12 protein-coding genes are annotated in these 25,432 nt (G+C 45.3%); 1 reads left to right on the top strand and 11 read right to left on the bottom strand.

Annotated elements, in window-relative coordinates; translation table 11 throughout:
• Window position 1 precedes the first annotated feature (1 nt).
• The 11 genes from AACS90_RS03205 to AACS90_RS03155 form a co-directional block, all read right to left on the bottom strand.
• The gene (locus tag AACS90_RS03205; protein WP_241538219.1) at window positions 2-3,364 is read right to left on the bottom strand and encodes a non-ribosomal peptide synthetase; all 3,363 of its coding nucleotides are present in this window, start codon (window positions 3,362-3,364) and stop codon (window positions 2-4) included.
• A complete protein-coding gene (locus AACS90_RS03200; protein WP_099121675.1) occupies window positions 3,361-4,566 on the bottom strand; it encodes an aromatic ring-hydroxylating oxygenase subunit alpha in 1,206 nt (401 codons plus the stop codon). Before AACS90_RS03200 ends, AACS90_RS03205 begins: the two co-directional genes overlap by 4 nt.
• Window positions 4,566-5,597 (bottom strand): ketopantoate reductase family protein, encoded by a 1,032-nt coding sequence (locus tag AACS90_RS03195; RefSeq protein WP_099121674.1) that lies wholly within the window; start codon window positions 5,595-5,597, stop codon window positions 4,566-4,568. The genes AACS90_RS03200 and AACS90_RS03195 overlap by 1 nt, the downstream gene beginning before the upstream one ends.
• Before the next feature lies 1 nt (window position 5,598).
• On the bottom strand, window positions 5,599-6,849 hold the full coding sequence (locus AACS90_RS03190; RefSeq protein ID WP_099121673.1) for an MFS transporter: 1,251 nt from the start codon (window positions 6,847-6,849) through the stop codon (window positions 5,599-5,601).
• Window positions 6,846-12,527: a non-ribosomal peptide synthetase gene (locus AACS90_RS03185; RefSeq protein ID WP_099121672.1), complete on the bottom strand. Its 5,682-nt coding sequence runs from the start codon at window positions 12,525-12,527 to the stop codon at window positions 6,846-6,848. The genes AACS90_RS03190 and AACS90_RS03185 overlap by 4 nt, the downstream gene beginning before the upstream one ends.
• Window positions 12,528-12,531: 4 nt before the next feature.
• Window positions 12,532-17,472, bottom strand: a complete 4,941-nt coding sequence (locus AACS90_RS03180) for a type I polyketide synthase (RefSeq protein WP_099121671.1) — start codon at window positions 17,470-17,472, stop codon at window positions 12,532-12,534.
• 90 nt (window positions 17,473-17,562) lie between these two features.
• Window positions 17,563-18,525 (bottom strand): TauD/TfdA family dioxygenase, encoded by a 963-nt coding sequence (locus AACS90_RS03175; RefSeq protein ID WP_099121670.1) that lies wholly within the window; start codon window positions 18,523-18,525, stop codon window positions 17,563-17,565.
• Window positions 18,526-18,550: 25 nt separating this feature from the next.
• A complete protein-coding gene (locus tag AACS90_RS03170) occupies window positions 18,551-19,720 on the bottom strand; it encodes a pyridoxal phosphate-dependent aminotransferase (RefSeq protein WP_099121669.1) in 1,170 nt (389 codons plus the stop codon).
• 77 nt (window positions 19,721-19,797) lie between these two features.
• The gene (gene blsG, locus AACS90_RS03165) at window positions 19,798-20,979 is read right to left on the bottom strand and encodes an arginine 2,3-aminomutase (protein ID WP_099121668.1); all 1,182 of its coding nucleotides are present in this window, start codon (window positions 20,977-20,979) and stop codon (window positions 19,798-19,800) included.
• A gap of 468 nt (window positions 20,980-21,447) precedes the next feature.
• Entirely contained in the window at window positions 21,448-22,974 is a 1,527-nt protein-coding gene (gene abgT, locus AACS90_RS03160; protein ID WP_099121667.1) for a p-aminobenzoyl-glutamate transporter, read from the bottom strand.
• Window positions 22,975-23,064: 90 nt separating this feature from the next.
• Window positions 23,065-24,390, bottom strand: coding sequence for a M20 family metallo-hydrolase (locus AACS90_RS03155; RefSeq protein ID WP_099121666.1), 1,326 nt, complete (start codon window positions 24,388-24,390; stop codon window positions 23,065-23,067).
• Window positions 24,391-24,519: 129 nt separating this feature from the next.
• On the opposite strand from AACS90_RS03155, the gene AACS90_RS03150 reads away from it, so the two are divergent.
• On the top strand, window positions 24,520-25,413 hold the full coding sequence (locus AACS90_RS03150) for a LysR family transcriptional regulator (RefSeq protein WP_193757174.1): 894 nt from the start codon (window positions 24,520-24,522) through the stop codon (window positions 25,411-25,413).
• Window positions 25,414-25,432 lie beyond the last annotated feature (19 nt).

Raw genomic sequence — 25,432 nt, 5'->3', positions numbered from 1 at the left:
ATTACCTATTCATATGCGTATTGCGATAGCGCAGCTGTTCTTCCGCTAACGCAATCAAATTTGTCAGAGACGGGCGCTGATAAAAGGCCTTAAGTTTTAGCTCAATACTAAAATGGGCATTAATTTTTGCCAGCAGGCGTACAGCCATCAGAGAATCTCCTCCCAGCTCAAAGAAATTGTCCTCCAGCAAAACAGTGCTGCGATTGAGAGCCTCACTGAAATGGGAACAGAGCTGTCTGGCAATCTCAGAGTTAAATTCACACTCCACATGTTTCTCTGCCAGTGGAGAATGTTGGTTTTGCCCTAATATCAATAAAGCGGCAGTATCAATCTTATTGTTTATGGTATAAGGAATAGCATCGATTACCCGCCATTGCGTTGGGATCATATAATCCGGCAATTGGCCTTGCAGGTGCTGTTTGACCAGATCAATAAGTTGATGAGGGCTCTCCATAACCCCCGAAGCTGGCACCAGATAACCACAGAGCCGCTCATGGGGCTGTTTTTCAACAACGACGACAGCTTTATCAATATTCGGTACTTGCTTAATCCAAGATTCAATCTCTTCCGGCTCGATCCGATAACCTCGGAGTTTGATTTGCTTATCCTTCCGCCCCAGACACAACAGCGTGTTATCCAGAGTAAAACAACCCAGATCACCGGTTTTATAAAGCCGTTCGCCGTTGATACGGGAGAAAGTATCTTCAATAAACGCAGCTGCAGTTAAGTCGGGACGCTGCCAGTATCCTTTCGCGACCCCCGCACCACCGATAAATAACTCACCAACCACTCCGGCTGGCTGATGGCAGCCCCGTTCATTGAGAACATACATCTGTGTATTGGCAATGGGAGAGCCAATCGGTAACACCCCCTGATTCCTTTGGAGGTCTGACCCGATATTCAATCGCTCGACACAACAACCCACAACCGTTTCTGTCGGGCCATACTCATTAAAACACACACTTTCAGGCGCAATAGCGCTGAGATACTCCAGATGGGTACGACTCATTTGCTCGCCACCGACGACGACCACTTTAACGTCCAGCGATGTCTGTTTCTGTCCCAGACTGAGTGCCAGATGCTCCAGTTGTGAAGGTGTTGTTTTCATTAATCCCAGTGGCTTATTCAGTTCTAATAGGCGCAGTAATGGCCCATCCTGGCTATCCTGACTGGCTTGTGAGGAGAACAGTATGACATGTCCCCGTGCCATTAACGGCAAAAGTAAACTGGTGATAGTGGCATCAAAACCGAAGGATGTTGTTACGGGAACACCCAGCCCACCTAAATCATGGGATTTTGTCGGAATAGATTTTGTCGGAATATAGGTTTGTGCTGCCCAGTTGAGATAGTTATTCAGCCCCTTACGATAAACTTCAACGCCTTTGGGTTTGCCTGTCGTACCGGAGGTGTAAATCATGTAGCAAAGGCTGTTATTCTGGGGAATTTGTTCCCATTGAGGGACTAAGGCACCATAGTTTCTGTTGTCTCTGCTGGCCGTTTCCCATTCGCTCGTCAGCTCAATAACAGGCGTATTGAAACGCGATATCTCCGCAGCCAAAGACGCATTTTTACCCTCGACACCACTTTCCTCAATCACAACAGCGTCAGGGCAGGCATCTTCAATAATCATCAGCAAACGGTTAAGAGGTAAATGGCTATCGACAGGTATCCAGACAATGCCTTCCATTAAACAGGCAATAATAGTGGCCAGAGCCAAAGGGGTAGCACCGGAGAAAATCACAACCCGGGCCTGCTGCGCCGTTTCTGACGTAATATGCCGGCGTAACTCATCATCGACTTTCTGGCTCAGAGAATATAGTCTTTCATAACTCATGCTTTCATCATGTGAGCCAGTTAAATATTCAACTGCTGTTAACTCAGGCTCTGTACTTAATTGGCGCAAAAAATGCTGACAGAAGTCTTCCTGAAAGAGAGTATCGGTCTGATTGAATGCCAGTACCTGACGTTGGTAATCATCCTCGCTCAGCAAAGACTGAGCCAATACTTCCTGATCAGCATTAAGAGTCATCGCGGTACATAACTGCTGATAGCTATTGATTAATACGTCAGAATAGTCTGCCGCAACATGGTTATATTGATATTCAAAACATAGCTCCACGGTATCAACGTGATTCACCACAAACAGCGTCAGTGGGAATTTTCCCCCGACCGGCGTTAACTCATGTAAATAAGCACGAGTACCGGGTAACGTCCAATCTGTCTGACCGATAAAATAGTTGTACATCACATTGAATAACGGAGTTTGTGAGGTCTGCTGCGCATGGCTGACACTGCGCACAATAGAGCTGTAAGGAAATTGCTGATGCTGTATACCGGTATAAAGCTGGTTACTCAGTTGAGTAGCAATATCGGCAAAACTGATTTTCGGGTGGAAGGTTACTTTAATGGGTAACACATTGATAAAGTAACCTATTGTTTTATCAAGACGTGCATCATCCCGCAAAGACGTGGGGACACCGAACACAATCGTTTGTTGTCCGGTCAGTCGGTATAGCAGCGCAGCGTATACAGTGAAGTAAGCAAGTGCCGGTGAAATGCCCAGACCAGAAGCACATTGATTGAAAGTATTAGCTAAATGCGAGTTCAGCAAACGTCGAACCATACCGCCCTGCTCACTCTTTGAGGAGATGGGATTACCGATAGCAAACTCCAACCGGCCATCTACTCCGGACAATTCATTCAGCCAGTAAGCTTCATCACCATCCAAGTAATCCCCACGCAGTAACTCGTCCTGCCAAATTGCAAAATCAGCGTACTCGAGGATATCGGCTCCTGCATCATCACCGAATAACAGTTCTCCTGCGTATGCAGTCGCAATGTTATTGAGAATTAAGGCGACAGAATCATTGTCACAAATCAGGTGATGAAGGCAAAAATGCAGAATATGCCGTTGCTCTCCTAATTTGATCAACAGAAAGCGGGCTAAACCGGGCTGGCTCAATGTAAATGGTGTTTCCAGATTATTCTGGCAGTAAGCCAGTGCCCGTTGCAGTTGCGACTGCTGATGATCATCCGGGATCTCATTTTGCCCGGACAGATCTACAACCGTCACCGGTAATTCAACCACAGGGTAAATATGCTGCACCAACCCCTGTTCAGTTTCGACAAATGCCGTACGGAAAGCTTCACTGTTTTGGATCGTCTGTTCAATGGCATCCAATAACCTCACCTGATCCAACGTTCCGACCAACTCGTAGGTGACAGGCACAATGTAGAGCTGTTTTTCGTTCAACTGCTCCGCCAGCCATAAATCTTGCTGACCGGCAGAGGCCTGTATTTCATCAATTTCACAGGTACGTTCCATCTCAGTATCAGTATGCATCTGGTCTTTCATCTTATTCATGCCTGACTTTCCTTCCTGCCATTTGGATGTAAAATCGCCGCTAAGTTGCGGTGCAACTGGCTGATGAGAGACTCAGCCTCACCATATAACAGGCTCGGAGCACTGGATACTTCCAGATTCTTCTGTACTTGTTCGATGGCCTCGTAATCCTCTTCCAACGCTTCCGCCAAATACTCCACATCTAGCTGGCATACTTCCTTAATCTCTTCATCCGCGTTATGGATAAAGTTGAAGGTCTTCGACCACGTTTGATTAGCCGATACAGGATGGTAAAAAGAGACAAAAACATGATAAGGCTGTACCCCGATAATCACGTTAGGGAACAGTAAATAAGTCGCAACCATTTCCCGGCGTATCTTATGAGGAGTTTGCTGGCGAACCTGAGCCAGATTTTTCAGCGGAGTCAGAATACGGCCGTGCTGGGCAAAAGAATCCAGTGAGTACAATTGACCATTCAATGTGGGTGCCAGACTGTTCCGGTGCAACGACTGAACGTGATAGTATTCGATAAAGTTTTCAATCAGCAGTTTCCAGTTAGCCTGCACCATTCTTTCGCGGGAATTCAGCAGTTGATGCTGTTCAAAACCGATGGCTGTCATTTGATCTTCAATGGCAGCGAACCAGTTATCCAGCGAAAAATCAGGTTTAGGATCGCTCGGCATTTGCCACAACATACCGAATCTTTGTCGGGCATTAATTGAATTCAGTGAACGGTATTGGTCTGGTATTTCGGGGAAGGCTTCCCGCCAGCGCGCAGCAATTAAGTGTCCCTGATGGCTGAATGACCAGCTATGATAAGGGCAAACAAAGGCTTTCTTGCATCCTTCCGTCTGGTTTTCCAGCCTTGCTCCCCGATGTGGACACACGTTTGCAAATACAGCACAGCGATCACTGTCTACTTTGCTTACGATCATAGGAACACGGCCTTGGTAATCAACCGTAATAAAATCCCCGATATTTTCCAGTGACTGAATAGGAGTTATAAACTGAGGGATTTTTTTCCACAGCTTTTGCTGTTCGTCCTTAAAATAATCCTGACAAATATAGTGTTTAATCTGGCTTTCATAGATCCCAACGGGTTGCGTTGCAATAAAAGAATTACGCTGACTAAGTATGTCGATAAAATAATCAGCATAAGGAGAAAATACGTTATTCAGAACGCCTTCACCATCATCAAGCGAACTGACTGTTGTTCCGCTCATTACACATCTCCTTCAACCAGAGTCATATCTGTGAATGTATAGGACTGGGTTATGCACGACTGAGTTATATAGGTATTGTAAAAATCGAAATAACGATAAACGAAATCCAGATTTGGTACCGCAATGCCCATTCGTTGACTGAGATTGATAAAAGAAGCGAGCAAGGTTTCAGCTTCTGTTTCTTTGCCATGAAGTACATCCAGCACCAATGAGGATTTAAAATCAGGAATCGACATCAAATATCCCATAGACTGACGACGAAAATTTTCACTATCTCCGACGTATCCTGCCTTCTCACCAATAGCCGTACATTCATCAACAATCGCCTGTATCACGGCTCGGGAACTGCTGTTACGCATCGCTGTTTCTACGCCGGAACGGACTAACCCACACACGGAAGCCGCTGCATTCAGGGTGTTTTTAGCAAATGCTTTATGCTCTATATCTGTACAGCCTTCGAAGGGAATGCCCACGCGGTTGAGTAAATCCAACGCCGCTAAAATGTCCGTTTCTGACCGCTCTTTGATTCTTTTGATCTGCTCAGGGACACCAAGATAACTGGTTTTCAGGAACCTCAATTTCAGTTTTTGTTTCCCGTGCTGAGTCACTGAGAAATTGAGCACTCCTCGGATAATCGTGACATCCAGAGCTTCATCAATGAATGTCCGTTCAGTGGCAAACCCATTCTGAAATAAGATCACCGGGCCTTTAAGACGGTTTTTATGGCGGGACAATTGCTGACAAATATGCAGGTTGGAAACGGTTTTACTGCACACATACAGTTGATCAAACTCTTTAGCCAAAAAAGCACTGTAGTCGGTAAGATGCCCATCAATAGTAATGCTACCGAGATCCACACTCGCGGCGTATTCTGGTTTTGTCTCATCGAACAGCTGTATTTGGCTGATCGGATGTGCCTGATGTCTTGTACCGCGTGAAGACAATAAAAAAACCTGGCATCCTTGTTGTTTACATTGATGGGCTAAGTAACACGCAACCGCCCCCGTACCGATAATGCCTATTCTGAGCATATTATTCTCCCCCTATAGCGACTAACAGCCTGCGTGTCGAGATAAGCAAGGGAGGTAATATCAGTAAGGTAATCCCTATAAAGTAAAGATCCATAGGATTACCCTGCCCCCAAATCGCCCATCCACCCTCTTGAGCCAGTAAGAGATCCAATACAATTCCGGTGATGAGATAAATAATGAAACTACTGAATGTCTTAACCAGATTACGCAGTGCGAAGACTCGGCCGTGATATATTTTCGGCACCGTTGTTTGCCATAACGTTTGCATTTTAATGATGCTTATCCGCATCGTGATAAAGCTAAGCGCAATACATATGCCAGCGACATAAATATTCTTTATCTGGGTCAATATCACAAAACCCGCCGCGAACAGGAATTCCAGCGCGAATAGCGGCATACGTTTTAATATAGAAGGCCGCCATGCTGAGATAAGGCTGACGATCACCATGGAGACACCACCGATAGACATCATGTAACCGGCATCTGCGACAGAAAAATAAGTGGTGAAATAAGGCACAATAGTGATTAGCGTTCCCCCGACCAGAATGGCTTTAAAAAAGGTGTACGCAATCATATAAGTCATTTCCGGCGATGCCCTGACCAACCGGACACACCCCATATCAGGAAAAATGGCTTTCCAGTTCAATTTAGAGAGCGTGCCATCATCATGCGGCAGAAACTGCACAGCGCTGACCCTGAACAATAATCCGGCAGCAAAGGCACTGATCATGAAAGTCAGTAGATCGAGCGTCAGCACAATCCCTAAACCATAATGAGAGAACAGAAACGCCCCGATGATCGGAGCAAGCATCTGTGGTAATGAATCGCTGAGGCTGCCCAATGAATTCGCCCGATTCAGTGAAGCAGCCGGAACCAGCCGGAAAACCAGCGTGCTGTAACAATCAATTTGTAACGCCGTCAACACACTGGTCAATGCGATATAGAGATAAACCACGATGTTATTGAGATAGCCAAAGTGATTGAAAATAAGCACAATCGCCAGGGCTAAACCCGCAATGCCCTCTGTGAACAATAACACCTTACGTTTATCGTAATGATCAATCACATACCCGACTAAAGGCATCAGTAAAAAGGCCGGAAGCACTAATACCAGATACATATTTGTGTAGGCAGTGACTGACATTTGCTTTTCCAGCAACCACAGCCCGAATGCAAATTCGGTCAGCTCACTGCCAAAAATCGACACTGCAATGCCAATCCACAGCGGATAAAAACCATTGATCCCCTTCATTCAACCATTACCTTCTTTTTTCGGCTACGGGCCTGTAATACTGGTTTTACTTTTTGCCCGGCCATCTCTGCATGACTATTCGATAAGAGTGACTGAGATCGGACTGTAACCCTGCTCTCAGCCAGCATTGATTCAATCCACCCAATCAGATCAGCCAAGGTTTCACAGGCCATAAACTCCGGTAGTCTCAGCGTCATGCCATATTCTTTTTGCAAGGCGGACAGAATTTTGATCGCAATTAACGAATCTCCGCCCAATGCAACAAAGCTTTCATTCATATTCAAACCATGCTGTCCAAGATGAGTCATCAGCAAACGACCCGCTGTGCTGCTAAGATCCGCCGGTGATGGCGCTTGCGTGACACGTTCGGCAACATGCATCTGTAATGAACGGTGTTGTAACGCGTTATTTGGGAATAGGTCAGGTTGCAAAGGAAATCTTTTTATCGATACTTTGCCATTGGTGGTTTTAGGGAAGTCAGTCAGATAAATAATGGCATGTGGCTGCATATAATGAGCAAAATTACCACGGATATACTGGCGTATCCGCTCACTTAGCGCTTTTTGTTCCGCTTTATCCGCCTGAGTTTTCACATAACAGAGTAATTTTGTTTCCGCCGGCGGAATACGTGGATCAATGACACTGTTTGTTGTCAGTACAACCTGCTCAACACCTTCCCACTGGCCGATAATACTTTCCAGCTGAGTCGGCTCAATGCGATAGCCACGTACTTTAATTTGGAAATCGGTACGACCGAGGAATGACAGGCATCCCTGCTCATCCATGCTGACCAAATCCCCGGTTTTATACATGCGTGGAGTGGCATGGTTGCAGGCTTCACGCGGAATATACGGATCAGCCACATATTTGGCAGCAGTCAGGGTGTTATTACCGTAATACCCTTTGGATACCAGCGGGCCGCCAATATACAATTCACCGGGTTCGCCACGGGGCACTGGCTGCCCGGCTTCATCCAGCACATAAAAACCAGTATTCGCTAATGGCTTGCCCAGCGGAACTGTTTCACCGACCCATGTATCAGTAGTGATTACCGAATCCGTCGCGGTGATGGTTGTCTCAGTCTGAGCATAAGCATTGGAGAAAATTCCGCCTTTCGGAACGTGCTGCTGCCATTTTTTCAGTGTCTGTGGATCAACTTTTTCCGTCCCGACTAAAATACGTCGTAAGTGAGAGGGATACTCAATCGCCGGATCGTCTAAACTTTCCACCCAGCCTTGCCAGTAAGTCGATGGTAAATCAGCCAGCGTAATCTGTTGCTCAGTCAGCAATTGATTAAAATCAGAGAAAGTGCTTGGCGGTGTATCTCCCAGAAAGACAACCCGACCGCCGGCGCTCCAGACAGGGAAAAGTTCTTCAAGAACAATATCCCAGAATAAATCGGTAAATTGAAGCATCCGATCTTCGGGCCCAATCGCCAGATATTCCTTCATCATCAAACAGTGGTGGGCAATGGCTCCATGAGAGTTCATCACACAATTAGGTTGCTGAGTACTGCCTGAAGTACAGGTAATGTAAGCCGTCTGGCCTGCTGCAATCACTTTTTCGGGATTTTTCAGTAACGCCGAATTTTCCTCACTCACTCCATCTTCATCCACACCACATTGACGTAACAGCGTCTCTTCATCATAAAAGTTTAAATATTGCACATGTGAGAGAGTGCTGAAGGTGCCATAATCTTCGTCGATAAGGGCAAATCGTGGAGTCAGTATTGAGAGCAGATATTCAACCTGAGTCACCGGTAATTTTTTATCGACAGGAACATATACGCCCCCTGCTTTCAGTATGGCTAACACGGAGATTGCCAAAGGAACACCGCGGCGCACCCTGACAAAAACAGGTTCTTCTGGCTGTAATCCCTGATGTAACAGGTGATGAGCCAACGCATTTGCCTGACGGTTCAGCTCAGAAAATGAAAGTTGTTTTACCCCTTCCGGCAAGCTGGTATCAACTAATGCACACGCCTGTGGTGCATCAGAAGCACGTTGCTCAAACAAGGCATGGATCGGTGCCTGATACAGAAAATCCTTCCGCACTGTTCCTATGGCAATAGAAGACGCATCCAGTGATTTAAGATGAGTAGTAATATCAGCCAAAGTCAGTGCATTCTGCTCTGGTGCACTTACCAGATAGTCCAATAATTGAGCCATCTTACCGGACAGCATTTTAACTTGTACCTTGCTGTAGGCCTGAGCCGCATACTCCCAGTGCAGATACAGATCATTCTCGCTCTGGAACACATCCAGAGACAATTGACCCACAATGAAACGTTTGGGATTGTCCAGCAATACCGACCAGCTACCACTCTCATTCAGCCTCAGTTTACGGGGGCTGAAATTGAAATCGTAATTGAGATAACGAGTCAGCATTTCTGAACGATTGCTCAGGCTGTTACTTTGCACTGTCAGATCATCAACAGTCACATCCTGATGGGAAAGAACCTCCAACAATTGCTCACAGGTCAGGTCAAGATACTCACTGAAAAGCTGCTGTTCATTGCAGGTATTAACCCGGACGGGCAACATCGCGGTCGTTAACCCGACCAAATTATCGAAGTTATCAAAATTACGCCCGGCCACCGATGTCGCCATAACGAACTGAGATTGTTTAAGTACCGATCCCAGAAAAATGGAGTAGGCGGTATACATCAGTATGTAAGGTGTTACGCGATGTTTAGTGGCGTAATGTAACAGCTTAGCCGTCAGTTCAGCCGGTAATTTCTCCAGATGAAAGCCCCCCGTAGCCAGCACGTCACCTTCTTCAGTGAGTTCGACAGGTACCGTAACGGGTAAATTAGCCAAATCCTTCTGCCAGCCAGATAGATATTTATGCCAGAATGATTTCTGATGAATAAAATCTGGTGTGTTTTTGAAAGCTGCCAGCCGTCCCAGATAATCCTGATATTGCGCAGCGGGTGGCAAATCACTGGCACCATGATAAACAGCAACTAATTCATTGATAAAGATATCCAAAGAGACACCATCAACAACCGTATGATGGGCAACCAAACAGATGATATCCACCCGGCAATGATCTGATGCGTATTGCGCTAAAGAAGTTCCATTCCATAATGGCTTGGACAGATCGACCTGCGCCACATGCACTCTGAACATAGGCCCGCGATCGAGTATAAATTCTTCATCTATACAGGCTTGTTGCCACTGAGAAAACTGCTCCGGTGAATCGAAGGGAGACTTCTCAACACGCATGGCAGCATAATAGTCAAATTGCCCCGTTACGGTTTTAAACGTTTCAGGGCAAAAAACCTGTTGTAGCTGCTGATGACGATTGAATAGATACTTAATGGTGCTGTTCAAACGATGAGGCTGTAATTCATCGGTAATCACACACTGAATGAATTCATTATAAGATTTTGAGGCTGCCGGATCGTACCAACTCGCCATCGCCAGATTTTTCTGCATTCTGGGTTCAGCCAAAACCGTTGTTTCCTGCATTTTCGGCGTAATTGGTCTATCCGGCGGACGGGCAGAAGAAGAGCGAGAAGCAGCGGTAATTCCTTCAACCGTTTTTTCGAAGCCAGTGAAACACGCCTCCAGAACATTATCGTCATGAGCCGTCGAGAGGAAACAAGTACGCCCTTCCCACGTATAAACCCCATTCATCAATAAATGATGGAAAAACAGTTCATGGTTTTTCTTCTGGCTGAATTTGAAAAGTGATCCAAAATTCGCAACTTCTATCCCGCTATTTGCCGCAGTAAATAAACCATTAAGCCGTTTAACGAATCCCGTTGTTCTGTCGTTCAAATCAGCTTGTAATGAGGGCCCTTGTGCTTTCATATGTAACAGCGTTGCTTCTGCGGCAGCCATTGCCAAAGGGTGTTTACAAAATGTTCCGGCAAAGAAAGTAGTCTCATTAGGCGGGTAAGAAACATCACCAAATTGCCAGAAACCACCATCAATATAATCCATGACTACCGCATCTCCGGCCAGCACACCAACAGGCAGGCCGCCACCGATGACTTTGCCATAAGTCACCAAATCTGCCTTAACCTGATAGTAATGTTGGGCGCCTCGGGCGTGATAACGGAATCCTGTAATAATTTCGTCAAATAACAAGACGATATTCTTCTGTGCGGTGATTTTCCGTAACGTCTGAATAAACAATTCTGGTCGTAAAGTGATATTGCGTGATTGAACCGGTTCAACCATAACCATGGCGATTTCATGCCCGTGGGCTGTAATGTAATCCAGACTTTGCTGTTCGCCATAATTAAGCACCACAATATCCCGCCCCAGATTATCAGGAATACCGCTGGATTGTGGGAACTGCTCTCCGGGCTTCATGCCGCCCATAAAGAGAATTTCCGTATAATGACCGTGATAGGCATTATTGAAGATGACAATTTTTTGTTTCCCGCTGGCAGCTCTCGCCACACGGCAGGCAAGCATAATCGCCTCAGTACCTGAATTGGTGAACGCGACGCGTTCAACGCCGGTGATTTCGGTAATGAGATCCGCAACAACCATCGCAGACTCATCAACAGGGCCAAGATGAAAACCGTGCTGGAGCCGCTTTTGCAACGCCTGTTGGATAAAATCGGGGTTATGCCCAAAAAAGTTGACACCAAATCCCATCGCGATATCGATAAAAACATTACCGTCCAGATCGGTAAAGTGCGCCCCTTTTGCCGTTTTCCCCACAATCGGGTAACACAGTTCTTTCAGTTTGCTGTTGAATTGGATCGCATTGCGGTTATCACAAAGCGCTGTCCGATATTTCTGGATAGTGTTTTTTGACGCGATTGTTTTCGCATTGTATTGCTGAATAAACGCTGTCGTTTCCGCATCACATTGCACAGGCTCTGAAAGCACAACCGGTTTATAGGTAAATTTGGCTTTTTCACCTGATGAAGCTGCTGGCTTTGTCACCTCAGGCTGAGGCTGCTCAGTGTGATGATCGGGGATCTCAACAGATTGTTTACCTGATTGAGTGCTGGTCAATGGAACGGTATTTGATGCTGTAGGCACCGTTATTTGTGCTGGTGGCGCTATTGGGGCTGTAGATAATACCGGGGCTAATGCTGATACTGGCGGTTGATTTTCCGTGATAAAATTCGTGGTTCCTCCCCTGATATTCTGCAATACCGCCAGCTGCTGCTGAAACAGTTGCTGCATAGCGTTTAACTGAGCCACCATAATGCCCTGTTTAGTCTCAATATCGAGCTTGGTTTCACGGACAGGAGTCATCGGCACATTAACGACAGGTGTGTTAACTGTAGACTGGTTAACCACTGATTGGTTAACTACAGATTGATTAACCATAGATTCGTTAACTATCGGCTCAGGCTGCCTATTGTCGGCTGCCTGTGGCTCTGCCAGTGATTGCTGCGGTGTTGGCATCTCTGGCGCAGTTAGCGGCACATTCGGTTCATGATTAACACTTTCAGCCACGGCAGGCTGAGCCTGTTCACTGATGAAACTGGCAACCTTATCGATATTCGACAATCCCTTAAAAAATTTCCCGATGCTGATATCCACGCCATATTGGGATTTAATATTGTTTTTAAATCTAATCAACGTGAGAGATTCAATACCCAGCGCCAAAAAGTCAGTATTGGTAGGCACATGCTCACTCGCTAATTCCGACTCTAGCCAATTTTGCAAAGCGTGTTTTAGTTCATTTGGCAGTTGCGTCATTACGTTACTTTCCCTTCATAAGTTCTAATTGGGCTTGGAAAATGGCATTCATACAGTCAATTTGCTGCTGCATGATGAAGAAAGGTTCATGATCGAGCAGATTGCCCTGCTCATATTCTTCAGGCTGTTTCTGCTGTCTTACGCCATTCGCTAACGTGGCGGTGTATTCCGTAAACCAACACGTTTCTGTCAGTAGTTTTCTGGCCGGCAATAAGGCGGGATTAAATGTGAACGGTGAATACATTGTCAGCCATTCTCTCGGTGAGCCGGATAAATAGTCGCTGGCTAATACTGCCAATAAATCGCAATAATTGAGTTGCTGGCTGTTCCGGGAGGAGCTATAAGCGGAGGCAAAGTGTTGCGGTTGTTTCTCCGACAACCATATGCTGAGCATACTTTTAGGCCCAATCTCAATGACTTTCAGCCCAGACATCGCCACTAAATTCTCCAGATTACGCCGGAACAGGACACGGCCTAACATGTGCTGCTGCCAGTATTCGACTGTCGCGAAACACGCTGTTTCCGGTTGTCCTGTCAGATTCGACAAAATCGGCACTTCTGCCACTTTAAGCGGAATATCAGCGAGAAACGCCCCAAATTCCTGAGCTGCCTTATCCATCATCGGAGAATGAAATGCCCGGTTGGTATTGATAAATCGGGCATGGAGATCATGCTGCTCCAGTTTTTGCCGGAAATGCTCAAGCGCATCACGTGTACCGCTGATAATAGTGTTGGTTTCGCTGTTTTCTGCGGCAATAGTCAGCTCAGCGTGCTCTATCAGCTCACTGACTTGCTCCGCCGAACCATTTACCATCATCATTGCACCACGGGGATCGCTGGCTTCCATTAATTGAGCGCGTTTGATGATGATCCTCAGCCCTTCTTTCAGGGAAAATACATTGGCGATACAGGCCGCCACATATTCACCAAGACTGTGACCAAGCAGAATATCAATGCGTCCGATGGCAGGACGCAGACACTGATAGAGCGCATATTCAAAAGCAAACAAAATAACCTGAGCAAACTCAGTGCGGTTGATTATCTGCTCGTCTACCTGCTCAATCAGAAGTTGTCTGACCTCCACCTTGAGTTGCCCACTTTCATGTGCTATCTCCGAACATAATTGATCAATCTGATCAATCCACTGGGCAAATTGCACATTATGACGATACAACTGAGCCGCCATTGCTACCGATTGCGTTCCCTGCCCGGCAAAAACTAATGCCATCGTTGTTTTATCAGTTGTGGTATCAGCAATTGATGGGCCATGTTCACTGGCGCGATAACCGACTATTTCGCCTCTGGATACTGCGGATAGCTGCTCAACCAATTGCTCAGCACTCTTGACCCCCAGTGTACAAACAACCGGCAATACCGTCCGTTGAGCCAGTGTCTGGCAAAAGTCTCTAAGCACAAATTGCTTTTGTTTGATATGTTGCTGCACATCCGCCAATAATCGGCTGGCAAACGCCTTCAAATGTGCCTGATCGTATCCGCTCAGCACACAAGGCAACGTCTGGTTTTCCGGCTCTGTCTCAACAAGACTTTTTTGACTTTTATGGTGGCTTTTGATCACCACATGCGCCCCTGTTCCTCCCATGCCAAATGCACTGACGGCCAGACACGTTTTTTCGGGGGCAAGCGGTTGGGCGATAGTCGGGATCGCAAGTTGTCCTTCGGTCAGCGTGATACGTGGATTCAGCTCGCTGAATCCTGCCACTGGCGGCGCTATTCTGTGTTTATCAATCAGCAACAGTTTGATTAATCCGGCAATACCTGCCGCAGCCTCGAGATGCCCGATATTAGCTTTGATAGCGCCTAAATAGCAGGGAGTCTGCGCTTTTTGAGCGTGAAAACAGGCATGGATACCCGCCATTTCGATAGGATCGCCCAGATGAGTGCCCGTACCGTGAGTTTCGAAATAACCGATATCACTCGCCTTCACATCAGCATTTGCCCAACACTGTTCCAGCAACTGTTGCTGTGCAAGCGGATCGGGGGCTGTGATGCCATTACTACGACCACCATGATAAATCTCAGAAGCCAGCAGACTGGCTTTAATATCGTTATTATCACGGATGGCAAGATCATGACGTTTAAGGATAACCACACCTGCCCCTTCCCCCAGAACAGTTCCGTTGGCTCTGGCATCAAAAGGGCGGCATAAGCCATCATGGGATAATACGCTCAATTGCTGCATTTCCCTGAAATGGGCCATATCCAGCTGTAGATGTACCCCCGCCACAATAGCGGTATCGCATTCGCCCCGCTCAATACTCAAACGTGCCTGATGCAATGCCACCAGCGATGATGAACACAAGGTATCGACCGTTAACGAAGGCCCTCTCAAATCCAAAAAGTACGATAGCCGATTAGCGCATACGCTGTTCTGATTGTTGATTGCACTGCTCGGATATCCCTCTTCCCCTGTCTCCGTGAGATAATTCTGTAGCAACTGTCGATAACCATTCTGGCTGATACCAACAAATACACCGGTTCGGCTTTCTTTCAGGTCATTCAGGCTCAGGTTAGCCTGCTCAATAGCCTCCCATGTCACCATCAGCAATAATCGGTGCTGAGGGTCCATCAGCCGGGCATCTTTAGGCGTAATTTGGAAGAAACTATGATTGAACTGACGAATATCGTCGCAAAATGCCCCGCTCAACTGGATGCCCTTCGCCTCAAACTCGGCTAATAGCGATGCCATAAAAGGACGGTCTTCCGGGCAACGGCTGAACTGGCTTTTTCCTGCCAGCAGATTCTCCCACAACTGATCGCAATCTTCTGCGCCGGGAAAACGTCCGGCATAGCCGATAATCGCTACTTCAGCATTATTTTGTTTAGACGGCAGTGACGTTGTGGCCTCAGTGCGCGAAAGGCTTTCATCTGTGGTTTTTACTGTAGGTACTGCTAATGCCAGCCTCTGCCAAAGCTGATGAATTGACGAAGCGGAGAACAACACGACTTCAGTCACCGCATGGCCCATAGCCTGACTTAAACTGTCAGCCAATTGGACGATGGTCACGGAGTTATAACCCAGATCCATTAAAGAACGTTGTACATCATCTTCGGCCAGTTTCTGACCCCGCACCTGACCAATGATGTGAACAAATGTTTCCCAGTTAATTCTCTGTATTGGCACAGCCTCCTGAGGAATAACGGATGAAACAATATGATTTTCGGTAATTTTCAGGAATGAATGACATGCCGGATTCATATGGAAAGGCTTACGGGTATCGTATAAGGCATCACGCACAGCCTGATAATTCTCGCGTACAGTATGCTGCGACACTTTAAATGACGGTGTGACTTCTCCTTTCTCCAGAGACAGTGAGGTTTCAGTGACCGCCACCGCAATCAATTTAAACGAACTATCCTCCACCTGCTGATTATGCTGTTGTACCACCTCAGCAATATGCTCCTGCAAGCGGGATGAGTGTTGTAGTGTGCAATTCTCACCAAATCGCTGGCGACACAACTCAGGGTTAATAAACAATAGAGCAGTAGCGTAGGGACGTTGTTCAATATCAATAATGGCATGGTTGATAATATCGGTTTTCTCAAACAGACTCTGTTCAATGGCATCACTGGATACCTTTTCGCCATTAGACAGTTTCTTAACCGAATCTAACCGCCCCAGAAGCACAAGTTCACCCTTGACCATCTTGCCGAGATCGCCTGTCCTGAACCAGCCCTGCCTGAAACAACGCTGGTTAGCGGCTTCATCTGCATAATAGCCCAGCATGACATTCGGCCCTTTTGCCAAAATCTCCCCACTGTCTTCATCAATTCTGAGAATGACATTGGGTAAGGGGCGACCTACACTGTTGTGTTCTTCATAGCCCGGGCCTTTAAGTGTCAGGCATGGGCTGGTTTCCGTCAGCCCCCAGCCCTCAGCAACATAGATACCGCAATGCTTAAAATAGTCTTCGATATCCGGAGGCAATTTGGAGGCAGCAGAGAAGATCATCTGCAATGTCGGTGCCACTGCCCGGTAAAAAGCCCCGGAATGTTTCATTTTGTTGGCAACGACTGTCAGTATCTTGGGCACACTGAAAAAACGTGTCGGTTTTAACTGACTCAGATTAGTGCACATCCGGTCAATATCCATGCCCCGGCTATTATCAATATGTAACATCGCCTGACTGAAAATGGCCGTGTATTTTTCAAATAATCCACCAAAGCTGTGGTGCCACGGCAGGTAACTGAGAAAAGATTGCGGGCCATCGAAATGCCATAATGTTTGCAGAGCCTGCTGCTGTGAAAGAATATTGTTCTGACTGAGCAACACACCTTTCGGTTTACCACTGGAACCGGAAGTAAACATCAAACAGAATGCCTGTTCTGCCTGCGTGGCCTGTAAATCTGTCGTAATAGCCCTGAGTAACGCCTCTCCGATAGCTTCATGGCTGACGGCTTTATCCGGGCTAATCAGATCAGTTTCCCTGTCAATACCGGCAAAATCAGGGAAAGGTCCGGCCTGTTCCAGTATCATCACCTGCCACGGGCTATGCTGTGCCAGCGTCTGAGCAAGTGATACCTTTTCGGTGATGACTAATGCGGGTTCTGCCAATGACAGACAGTAAGTCATCATCTCCTCAGAATAATTGGCGTATACCGGCGCATAAATAGCGCCTTTAAGCTGACAGGCGAATTCAATAGCCAGTAATTCCCAGCAATTATGCGAAATTGTCACTACCCGCTGACCACGAGTAATGTTCAATTCATGCAAATAACGATAAATACGGGCAATACTGCACAGTAATTGGCGCCAGCTTAGCTGACGCCCGGATTGCAAGTCGTTAAACCGTATTGTATCAATATCGCTGAGTGCTTTTTTCAGTAACGCCAGAATAAGGACATTATCAGTATCGAGTCCCTGAAGGCAGACACGCCATTGCTCAACAAAACGATCTGCTCCTGCATTTTGATTGTGTTTACGCATACTCTTAAACCAAATAAAAAAGATCACTCAAATACATCAATATTTCAGGCAGCAAAAATTCACCTTAGTGCTTAGAATTAAGGTAAAAATTTAAGGCAACACGTTGATGCGGCCGGTTAATGACAGGTGTTTAAAATCCCGTAATCTTGTTAAAATCTGGGTACGCTTCAACCAGCGATCAGTGCCATCATATCTGGGTTGATACGCTTTACGGCCATGAGCACAGCGGTAATTATCAATAAAAGCAATTTCACCGGGGCTTAAAACCAGATCAAATACCGCCGACTCAGCTAATGTCTCCAGTTCAGCCACCGCCTCAAGTTCTTCGGTATCCAACGCAGCTTTATCCATATACAGAGGATCGTAGCGCATATGAATATGCTCGCCGCTACCCGTCAAAACAGGACAAACCGTATAATTTTCATCCCGCTCTTCTTTTGACAAACACGGACGATCATTAAAAATACGGAATTTGTTTTTCTTGAGAATAGTGACGGTTTTTTCACTGAGTTTGGAAAAATCGGGAACTGACACGCTGGTGGGGATGCGGTAAATATTGCGAATACACATGAAACCGAGGTAATCCGCACGATAGTCCAGCGAGGTATCTTCGGTATGCAGTAATAGATCGACAGAACCCGTGCCTAATTGCTTTCCGGCATCTTGCTGGATTGGGAAGATCTCTTGCACCAGTTTGCCGTCTTGTAAATCGGAAAAACCGACTACATCACCGCATAAGCTCGACATCAAACAACAGTAGTAATCATAATGACCGTTCGTATTGGAAACGTCCTTCCAGTGGTTTGGTGTTGCCCCCATCGAACCGGACATATCGGGGTATCCCTTTATAACAGCTAGCGGGTAACCCTGATGGCGGAATTTTTTGACTTCAATACGTAATCGGGTGGGCAATGACTCGACCCATTCCGGCAAGCTGCGAACAAATGCCTGATCATCAGTAGAATGATAACGTTCTTGTAAATTTGCGATGAGAGCCTGAATCTCATCAACTTCTGAATTAGACAATTCAATGGAATATATCGCCTGGTTCATTCTTATTAATCCTTATGGTCATAAATTACCGCAATACATTTGCGATCCGTTCAAACCCCTGCTCAATAGCATCCATAGGCGCAGCAAAAGAAACTCGTACGTGTCCACGATACAGACAGGCTTCTGCCGGGATCAGGGCTACCCCTGCATGAGTGAGCAGATATTCACAGAATTGAGTGGCATCACGACAACGATCATTGAGGTATTTTTCAACATTGGGGAACAGATAAAATGCGCCCGCAGGAAGCTCACAATCGAAAAGTTCGCGGGTATATCGGTATGCCCGATCCCGGCGTTGTTTGAGTATCTCTAACCTTTCCTGATAAAAATCTTTGGGCATTTCGAGCGAGGCAATTGCACCATACTGGGCAAAAGTGCAGACATTATCGGTCATATGACCATGCAGGTCAGAGACTCTGTTGATTAATTCAGAGTGGGCTATCATGTAACCAATACGGTAGCCCGTCATGGCAAAGCTTTTTGAAAATGTTTGCACCGTGATTATGTATTCATTGTCATCAAGGGCAGCCAGACTATGATGTTCACCATCAAAGACAATTTGTTCATAGGCTTCATCAGATAACATGAAAATCTGTTTTTCTTTGACGATTTGGCACAGGGTCTGTAATGCAGCTTTCGAGTAAACAGCCCCGGTCGGATTATTTGGCGTATTGATAATGATAAGTTTGGTATTTTCGGTAATGGCCTGCTTTATTTTTTCAACATCCAGATCAACACCAATATTTTCAATTAATACCGCTTTCCCACCGGCTAATTTGACTGCTTCAAGGTATGTTGCCCAACAGGGCACGGGAATAATGACTTCATCACCGGGATTAATGACTGTCTGTAAGATTTCATAAATAACTTGTTTGGAGCCATTGGTTACGATGACATTTTCAGGCGTCGCTTTAATCCGGTTATCTTCAAATACTTTTTGGCAGATTTTCTCTCTTAATTCAGGTTCACCGTTGAGCCAGCTATAACGTGTCCTGCCATCTATCAGTGCCCGGATGGTGTCATTAACAATCGTAGCCCCAGTACTGAAATCCAGCTCACCTTCATTTAATCCAATAATGTCACGACCTTCACTTTTCAATTTGGCAACGATATCTGCCAGCCCTACCGTTACTGAGGCATTAATATTCTTTGCTCTGCCAGCAATGCGGGATGAAAAAGGATTCTCTTGTATCATTATGAACATCTCAGTTAATTAATATAACAATGCTTAATCTTTCGTTTTAAAAACCGATAGCCTACAGATCGCTCTTTTTATAAATCGACAGTCTTAGAGGGAATAATTTCACTATTACGATATTCAGAGGGATAATCATTCAAATCTGAGGGCGGTTTGATATATTCAGTAATATCCAAAGAATCCTGTTTATAATTCCTCGCCGTTACACGACCATCTTCATGAGCGGTAACATGGGCCCGGTTAACCGGTAATTTGCCTAATGTCGTTGTAACGACATACTGCGGCACGCTAAAACCTGTCTCGAACCCTACCATCGCATCCATAATTTCCTGTCCCTTCTCCAGAGTGGTCATGAAGTGAGAAACACCGGATACGTTATCGCAATGGTACAAGTAATAAGGACGAACCCTGATCCTCAAAAGCGCCTTGAGTAGTGACCGCATCGTTTCTACATCGTCGTTGATCCCTTTTAATAAAACGGACTGGTTTTGCACAGGGATGCCATGTCGCAGTAATCGATCACAGGCAGCAGCCGCTTCTTCGGTCACTTCTTTCGGGTGATTAAAATGTGTGTTAACCCAGATAGGGTGGTACTTTTCCAGCATCTGACAGAATTTTTCTGTCACTCTTTGAGGGGCAAATACGGGATAACGGGTTCCGATACGGATAATATTAATGTGACTGATGCTCCTCAGTCTCTTAATAATCGCTTCAAGAAACTTGTCATAATGTATTAAGGGATCACCGCCCGTCAGCAGAACATCATCAATTTCGGGGTGGCTCTCAATATAAGCGAAGTCTTCTTCATAAGATGCGGCAAGATCGGAACCAAAATAGGTGCCACTGACATCTGTGGTATGAAACTTTCGCGTACAATGGCGACAATAAACAGGGCAAGTATCCGAAACCAGTAAAACAATTCTATTCGGATATTTATGTACTACTCTGGCTGTTTTGAGGTTAGCTGTATCTCCTACCGGATCATTATCAGAGTTTTCCGCTACGTTCATTTCTCTTAAATGAGGAATAGTCTGTAATCGAATGGGGCAATTCTCATCATGTTTGTCCATAAGCGAAGCATAATACGGAGTGCTCTGCCAAAGATATTTTCCTTTAACTGCTTCTATGGCTTTTCTTTCTCCGTCAGTTAATGCTACCCATTTTTCCAGCCCTTCAGATGTTTTAATTAAGTTACGTAACTGAAACTTGGGATCGTTCCACTCCTCGTCACTGAACGATTCTTTACTTAAGAACATACCACCTTCCTCGTATACTTTTATATTCTTTATTAAGTGTGAGTCATGCTTCAAACCACGACAGTAAAATTTAGAAATAGGTGTAATAAAATAGCTATCACATCGAAAACCAGAGGAATAACTCACGAAATGAATGTGGGCATAAATAATAATGAGTGTTTTGATAACGTCTGGATAGCATTTATTAACAACAACAAGGCGTAATATAAATAAACCCGGCAACATTGCAGACTTTAAAATATATCGCCCCATTAAAAACAAATCATACTTTCAAAAACAAACACCCGTTCAAAATAAACACGCCATTTAAAATAAAATGCCCTATATAAAAAATGAATAATTACTCTTTGCCGAACTCTGTAATAACAGGAATAAATAGATTGGGAGGATTATTTTACTGGGGATTAATGAGAGGACGAAGCCTCTCAACGGAGATCAGATTAAGTTATAACCACTACATATTAGTCATTAATTTAATATTGGATAAATACCCGGCCCGATAGGTAATCCGGCAAAATACCATCCGATAAGCAACAGCATCCAGACGATAAAAAATACCAGAGGATAAGGCAGTACCAGCGTATAGTAAGTGCCTAAACGGGCATTTTTATAATAACGCTGGAGAAATCCTAAAAAGAGAGGCAGAAAAGGTGACATCGGTGCCAAAGGGAATACAGCAGAATCAGAAATGCGAAAGATGATCTGCGCAAAAGCAGGATGAAAGCCAAGTAAAATAAACATCGGCACAAAGATAGGTGCAAGAATCGACCAAATGGCTGAACCACTCGCAATAAACATGCACAAAAAAGAAGATAAAAACATCAGTCCGATAAAAGCAGGTGCGCCAGTCAGACCCAGTGTTTCCAGCAGGCCAGTGATACCAATGGCCATAAATTTGCCCATATGGCTCCAATTAAAGAAAGCAACAAACTGAGCCAAAGGAAAAACCATCACAATGAAACCCGCCATGCTTTTCATCGGGTCAACGAGCAACTCCGGAATATCGTTAGGTGTTTTTATTTGTTTGGTAAAAACACCATATGTAATCGAAACGACAAAGAAAAACAGAATAATCAGCGGCACAATCCCTTTTATAAAAGGTGACGGAAGGACTGATCCCGTCAGAGGATCCCGCAAAAGCGCATTTTCAGGAACTACCATCAACCCAACAATACCGATAAAAATCAGGGCCGACAGCCCGGTCATTAATAACCCGCGATTTTGTTGTGGCGTAAGCTTTTCTAATTTATCCTCGCTATTTCCTTCCCAGACAGGTAAACGCGGCTCAATAAACTTATCCGTCAGAATTGCTCCCGCAATCGTCAGTACAATCACGGATGTTGCCATAAAATACCAATTATCAATGACACTGACATTCAAATTAGGATCAAACATTTTAGCCGCTTCCGTGCTAATACCAGACAGCAGAACATCGGTTGTGACAATCAGGAGATTTGCCGTAAATCCTGATCCTACACCCGCAATTGCAGCCAGTAATCCAGCCACTGGATGTCGCCCAACGGCAATAAACATCAGTGCTCCCAACGGGGGCATCACAACAAGTGCCGCATCCGACGAAATATGGCTAAAAAAGGCGATAAACAACACCATATAGCTGGCATAACGTTTATTGATACCCGCTGCCATTTTATACATCAGAGCTCTTAACAAACCGACTTTGTCAGCCAGCCCGGCACCAATGACTAACGCAAGAATGGCTCCGAGAGGGGTAAAGCTACTGAAATTTTTTACAATATTAGGCAGAATCCATTGTATTCCCTCAGCACTGAGTAAATTTTTAACCCTGACCATTTCTCCATCTATCGGATTTTTTACCGCCAAATCAAACCAGGATAAAATAGCGGTCGCAATCATTAACACGGCAATCAGATAGATAAATAAAACAAAAGGATTCGGAATTTTATTTCCTACTTTTTCAATCCATCCCAAAATATATCCCGGACTCTTATTTACAGATAGAGAGGCCTGATTCATAGTTTTTCCTCTGCATTTGCTGACATTGTTATGTTGTATGCGGTTGTGTCTGGATGCAGGTTTGCCCTGAACAGACAAGCCTAATAAATGTTATTGGTGACGCTGAGCGTCAAAATCAGGTAGGTGAATGGTGATGGTTGCCAGTGTTTTCACTGCAATTGCCAGTACATCTTCATTAAAATCAAACTGCCCATGATGATGGCCTGCACTGAGTTCAGTACCGAAAATAAGGTAAGAAGCCAGACCTCCGTTTGCTTTAACCCGCTCCATAAAATAAGTTGCATCTTCTGAACCTACGGATTGACGACCGCTTTTAACAACAGATGAAAGCTCAGGGACATGCTGTTGAGCCTGCTGATAAATAAAATCGACCCATGCCGGACTGGGTTTACTACTTTTCGCTGCCCCCATTAGCTCGATTTCATACTCCACATTCTGCATTTTTGCTGCGCCTTCGATAACATCGAGGGCGTGACTGTAGATAAACTCGTTGATTTCATTCGTTTCACCACGGGTTTCCACTTTCATTAATGCATAGTCAGGAATAACATTACGACCAGTACCAGCCTGTAATACGCCAACATTAATACGCGAAATACCTTTGCTGTGATGAGAAATTGCATGCAGTCCTACCGTAGCCTGAGCCGCAGCCAACAAAGCATTTTTTCCTTCTTCCGGCTTTCCGCCCGCATGAGAAGCAGCCCCGTGATAAGTGACATCAATTTTGGTCGTCGCCAGAAAACTATCATTACCACAAACTAATTCCCCCATAGGTATACCGAGGCCAATATGGATGGCGATAAAAAAATCAACATCATCCACAACCCCGGCCTCAACCATTGATTTAGCCCCTCTTGTCCCTTCTTCTGCGGGCTGAAATATCAGTTTGATTTTTCCTGTGAGCCGATTTTCATATTGCTTCAATATACGCGCAAGTCCGAGCCCGATAGCTGTGTGACCATCATGACCACAGGCATGCATCATATGTGCATTACAGGAAGAAAAATCTTCAGCATGAGGGCGATGAACATGAGTCTGATCTTCATTCAAATCAAGTGCATCCATATCAACCCGGAATGCCAGTGTCGGGCCTGCTTTGCCGGTATCCAGTGTTGCGACAATGCCAGTAAAACCACCGGAAAAATGCGGCAACCATTCTACCTTCGCGCCCTGTTGGATGGCTCGCTGTTCTTGCTCCTGTAATGCCTGTACTGAAGGCAGCCCCATTCTCGCATCGGCTTTAATCACCTCCTGCCCCATTTTCAGGCTATAACCTAACCGGTGTAGCTCATCAGCAACAAGGGTCGCGGTTCTGAATTCAAACCAGCCTGACTCAGCAAAATGGTGAAAATCACGACGCCAGTTTTGTAGTTGTCCGGCAATTTGCCGAATAGATTCATTCAATAAAGTTTGCATATGCCTATCCCTTTTAGTTATCACATCAGTAGTTTGTTTTTAATTAATGTAGACAAGAGGCGCTGCTTAAATGAGATACAATTAACTTCATCTATATAACTAATAGTTATCGCAAAAGAGAAAATAGTGATGCCAATAAAACTCAATCAGTTACGGGCTTTTGTTGAAATTAGCCGCTATGGCAGTATTCGAGCAGCAAGCCGATCCTTGTCACTTTCGCAACCTGCTTTGACAAAATCCGTTCGTGAATTGGAAGATTCACTGGGGGCAAAATTATTTATACGCAGTAATCAGGGCATTCATTTAACAGAGTGCGGGCAAAGTTTTTTATCACGTGCCAGCTTGATACTTGAAGAGTTGAGAATTGCTCAAGAAGATATTCAGCAACGTATTGGATTACTCGGTGGTGTCATCAATATTGGCGTTGCTGGCTGTATTGTCCGCACAATCATGCCAAAAATCATTACACAATTTCATCGCAATTACCCCACCGTCAAATTGCGTATTGTTGAAGGGCAGTTATTGGCTATGTTACCCCAACTCAGACAAGGTGAACTGGATTTCTCTGTGAATACCTATTATCCCGAGAATACAGATGCAGACCTCAGCTTTGAGAGGTTGATGGAAAAAGAGTACAAAGTGATTGTGCGTAAAGGGCACCCCAAACAGCATGCGACCTCTCTAGAAGAGCTATCTGATTGCAACTGGACCATGCCAACACCAAAAGGTACCTATTATCGCAGTTTATTCGAAAGGCTTTCATTAATGGAGAAGCCTCCTGTCTTCAGCGTCACGTGCGAAACATTGATGTCTTGCATGAGCCTCGTTGCCAAAAGTGATTTTGTGACCATCGTCGCTGTCGATTTAGCAGATGATGTACTGTTTCATCAGCAATTTGTCGCCTTAGACCTTAAAGAACAGCTTCCATTAGCCATGTTTTGTCTGATCCGTCGTAAAGATACCAATTTAACCCCCGCCGGAGAGCATTTAGCCAGACTGTTTCGGATGTATTGCCGTGATTGACCGCCTGACATGCATCCTG

Origin of the sequence: Xenorhabdus sp. KK7.4 (assembly GCF_963876465.1) — a bacterium.
GTDB lineage: Bacteria > Pseudomonadota > Gammaproteobacteria > Enterobacterales > Enterobacteriaceae > Xenorhabdus > Xenorhabdus stockiae.
Note: the sequence above shows the minus strand (reverse complement) of the source record. Positions and strands in the feature narration are given on the sequence as shown.

Bases quoted from the DNA above. Each gene is read 5' to 3' on its own strand.
- AACS90_RS03195 (WP_099121674.1), bottom strand. From the start codon at position 5,597: ATGCTCAGAATAGGCATTATCGGTACGGGGGCGGTTGCGTGTTACTTA.
- abgT (WP_099121667.1), bottom strand. From the start codon at position 22,974: ATGAATCAGGCCTCTCTATCTGTAAATAAGAGTCCGGGATATATTTTG.
- AACS90_RS03190 (WP_099121673.1), bottom strand. From the start codon at position 6,849: ATGAAGGGGATCAATGGTTTTTATCCGCTGTGGATTGGCATTGCAGTG.
- AACS90_RS03200 (WP_099121675.1), bottom strand. From the start codon at position 4,566: ATGAGCGGAACAACAGTCAGTTCGCTTGATGATGGTGAAGGCGTTCTG.
- AACS90_RS03150 (WP_193757174.1), top strand. From the start codon at position 24,520: ATGCCAATAAAACTCAATCAGTTACGGGCTTTTGTTGAAATTAGCCGC.
- AACS90_RS03185 (WP_099121672.1), bottom strand. From the start codon at position 12,527: ATGACGCAACTGCCAAATGAACTAAAACACGCTTTGCAAAATTGGCTA.
- AACS90_RS03155 (WP_099121666.1), bottom strand. From the start codon at position 24,390: ATGCAAACTTTATTGAATGAATCTATTCGGCAAATTGCCGGACAACTA.
- AACS90_RS03175 (WP_099121670.1), bottom strand. From the start codon at position 18,525: ATGAACCAGGCGATATATTCCATTGAATTGTCTAATTCAGAAGTTGAT.
- AACS90_RS03205 (WP_241538219.1), bottom strand. From the start codon at position 3,364: ATGAATAAGATGAAAGACCAGATGCATACTGATACTGAGATGGAACGT.
- AACS90_RS03170 (WP_099121669.1), bottom strand. From the start codon at position 19,720: ATGATACAAGAGAATCCTTTTTCATCCCGCATTGCTGGCAGAGCAAAG.
- AACS90_RS03180 (WP_099121671.1), bottom strand. From the start codon at position 17,472: ATGCGTAAACACAATCAAAATGCAGGAGCAGATCGTTTTGTTGAGCAA.
- blsG (WP_099121668.1), bottom strand. From the start codon at position 20,979: ATGTTCTTAAGTAAAGAATCGTTCAGTGACGAGGAGTGGAACGATCCC.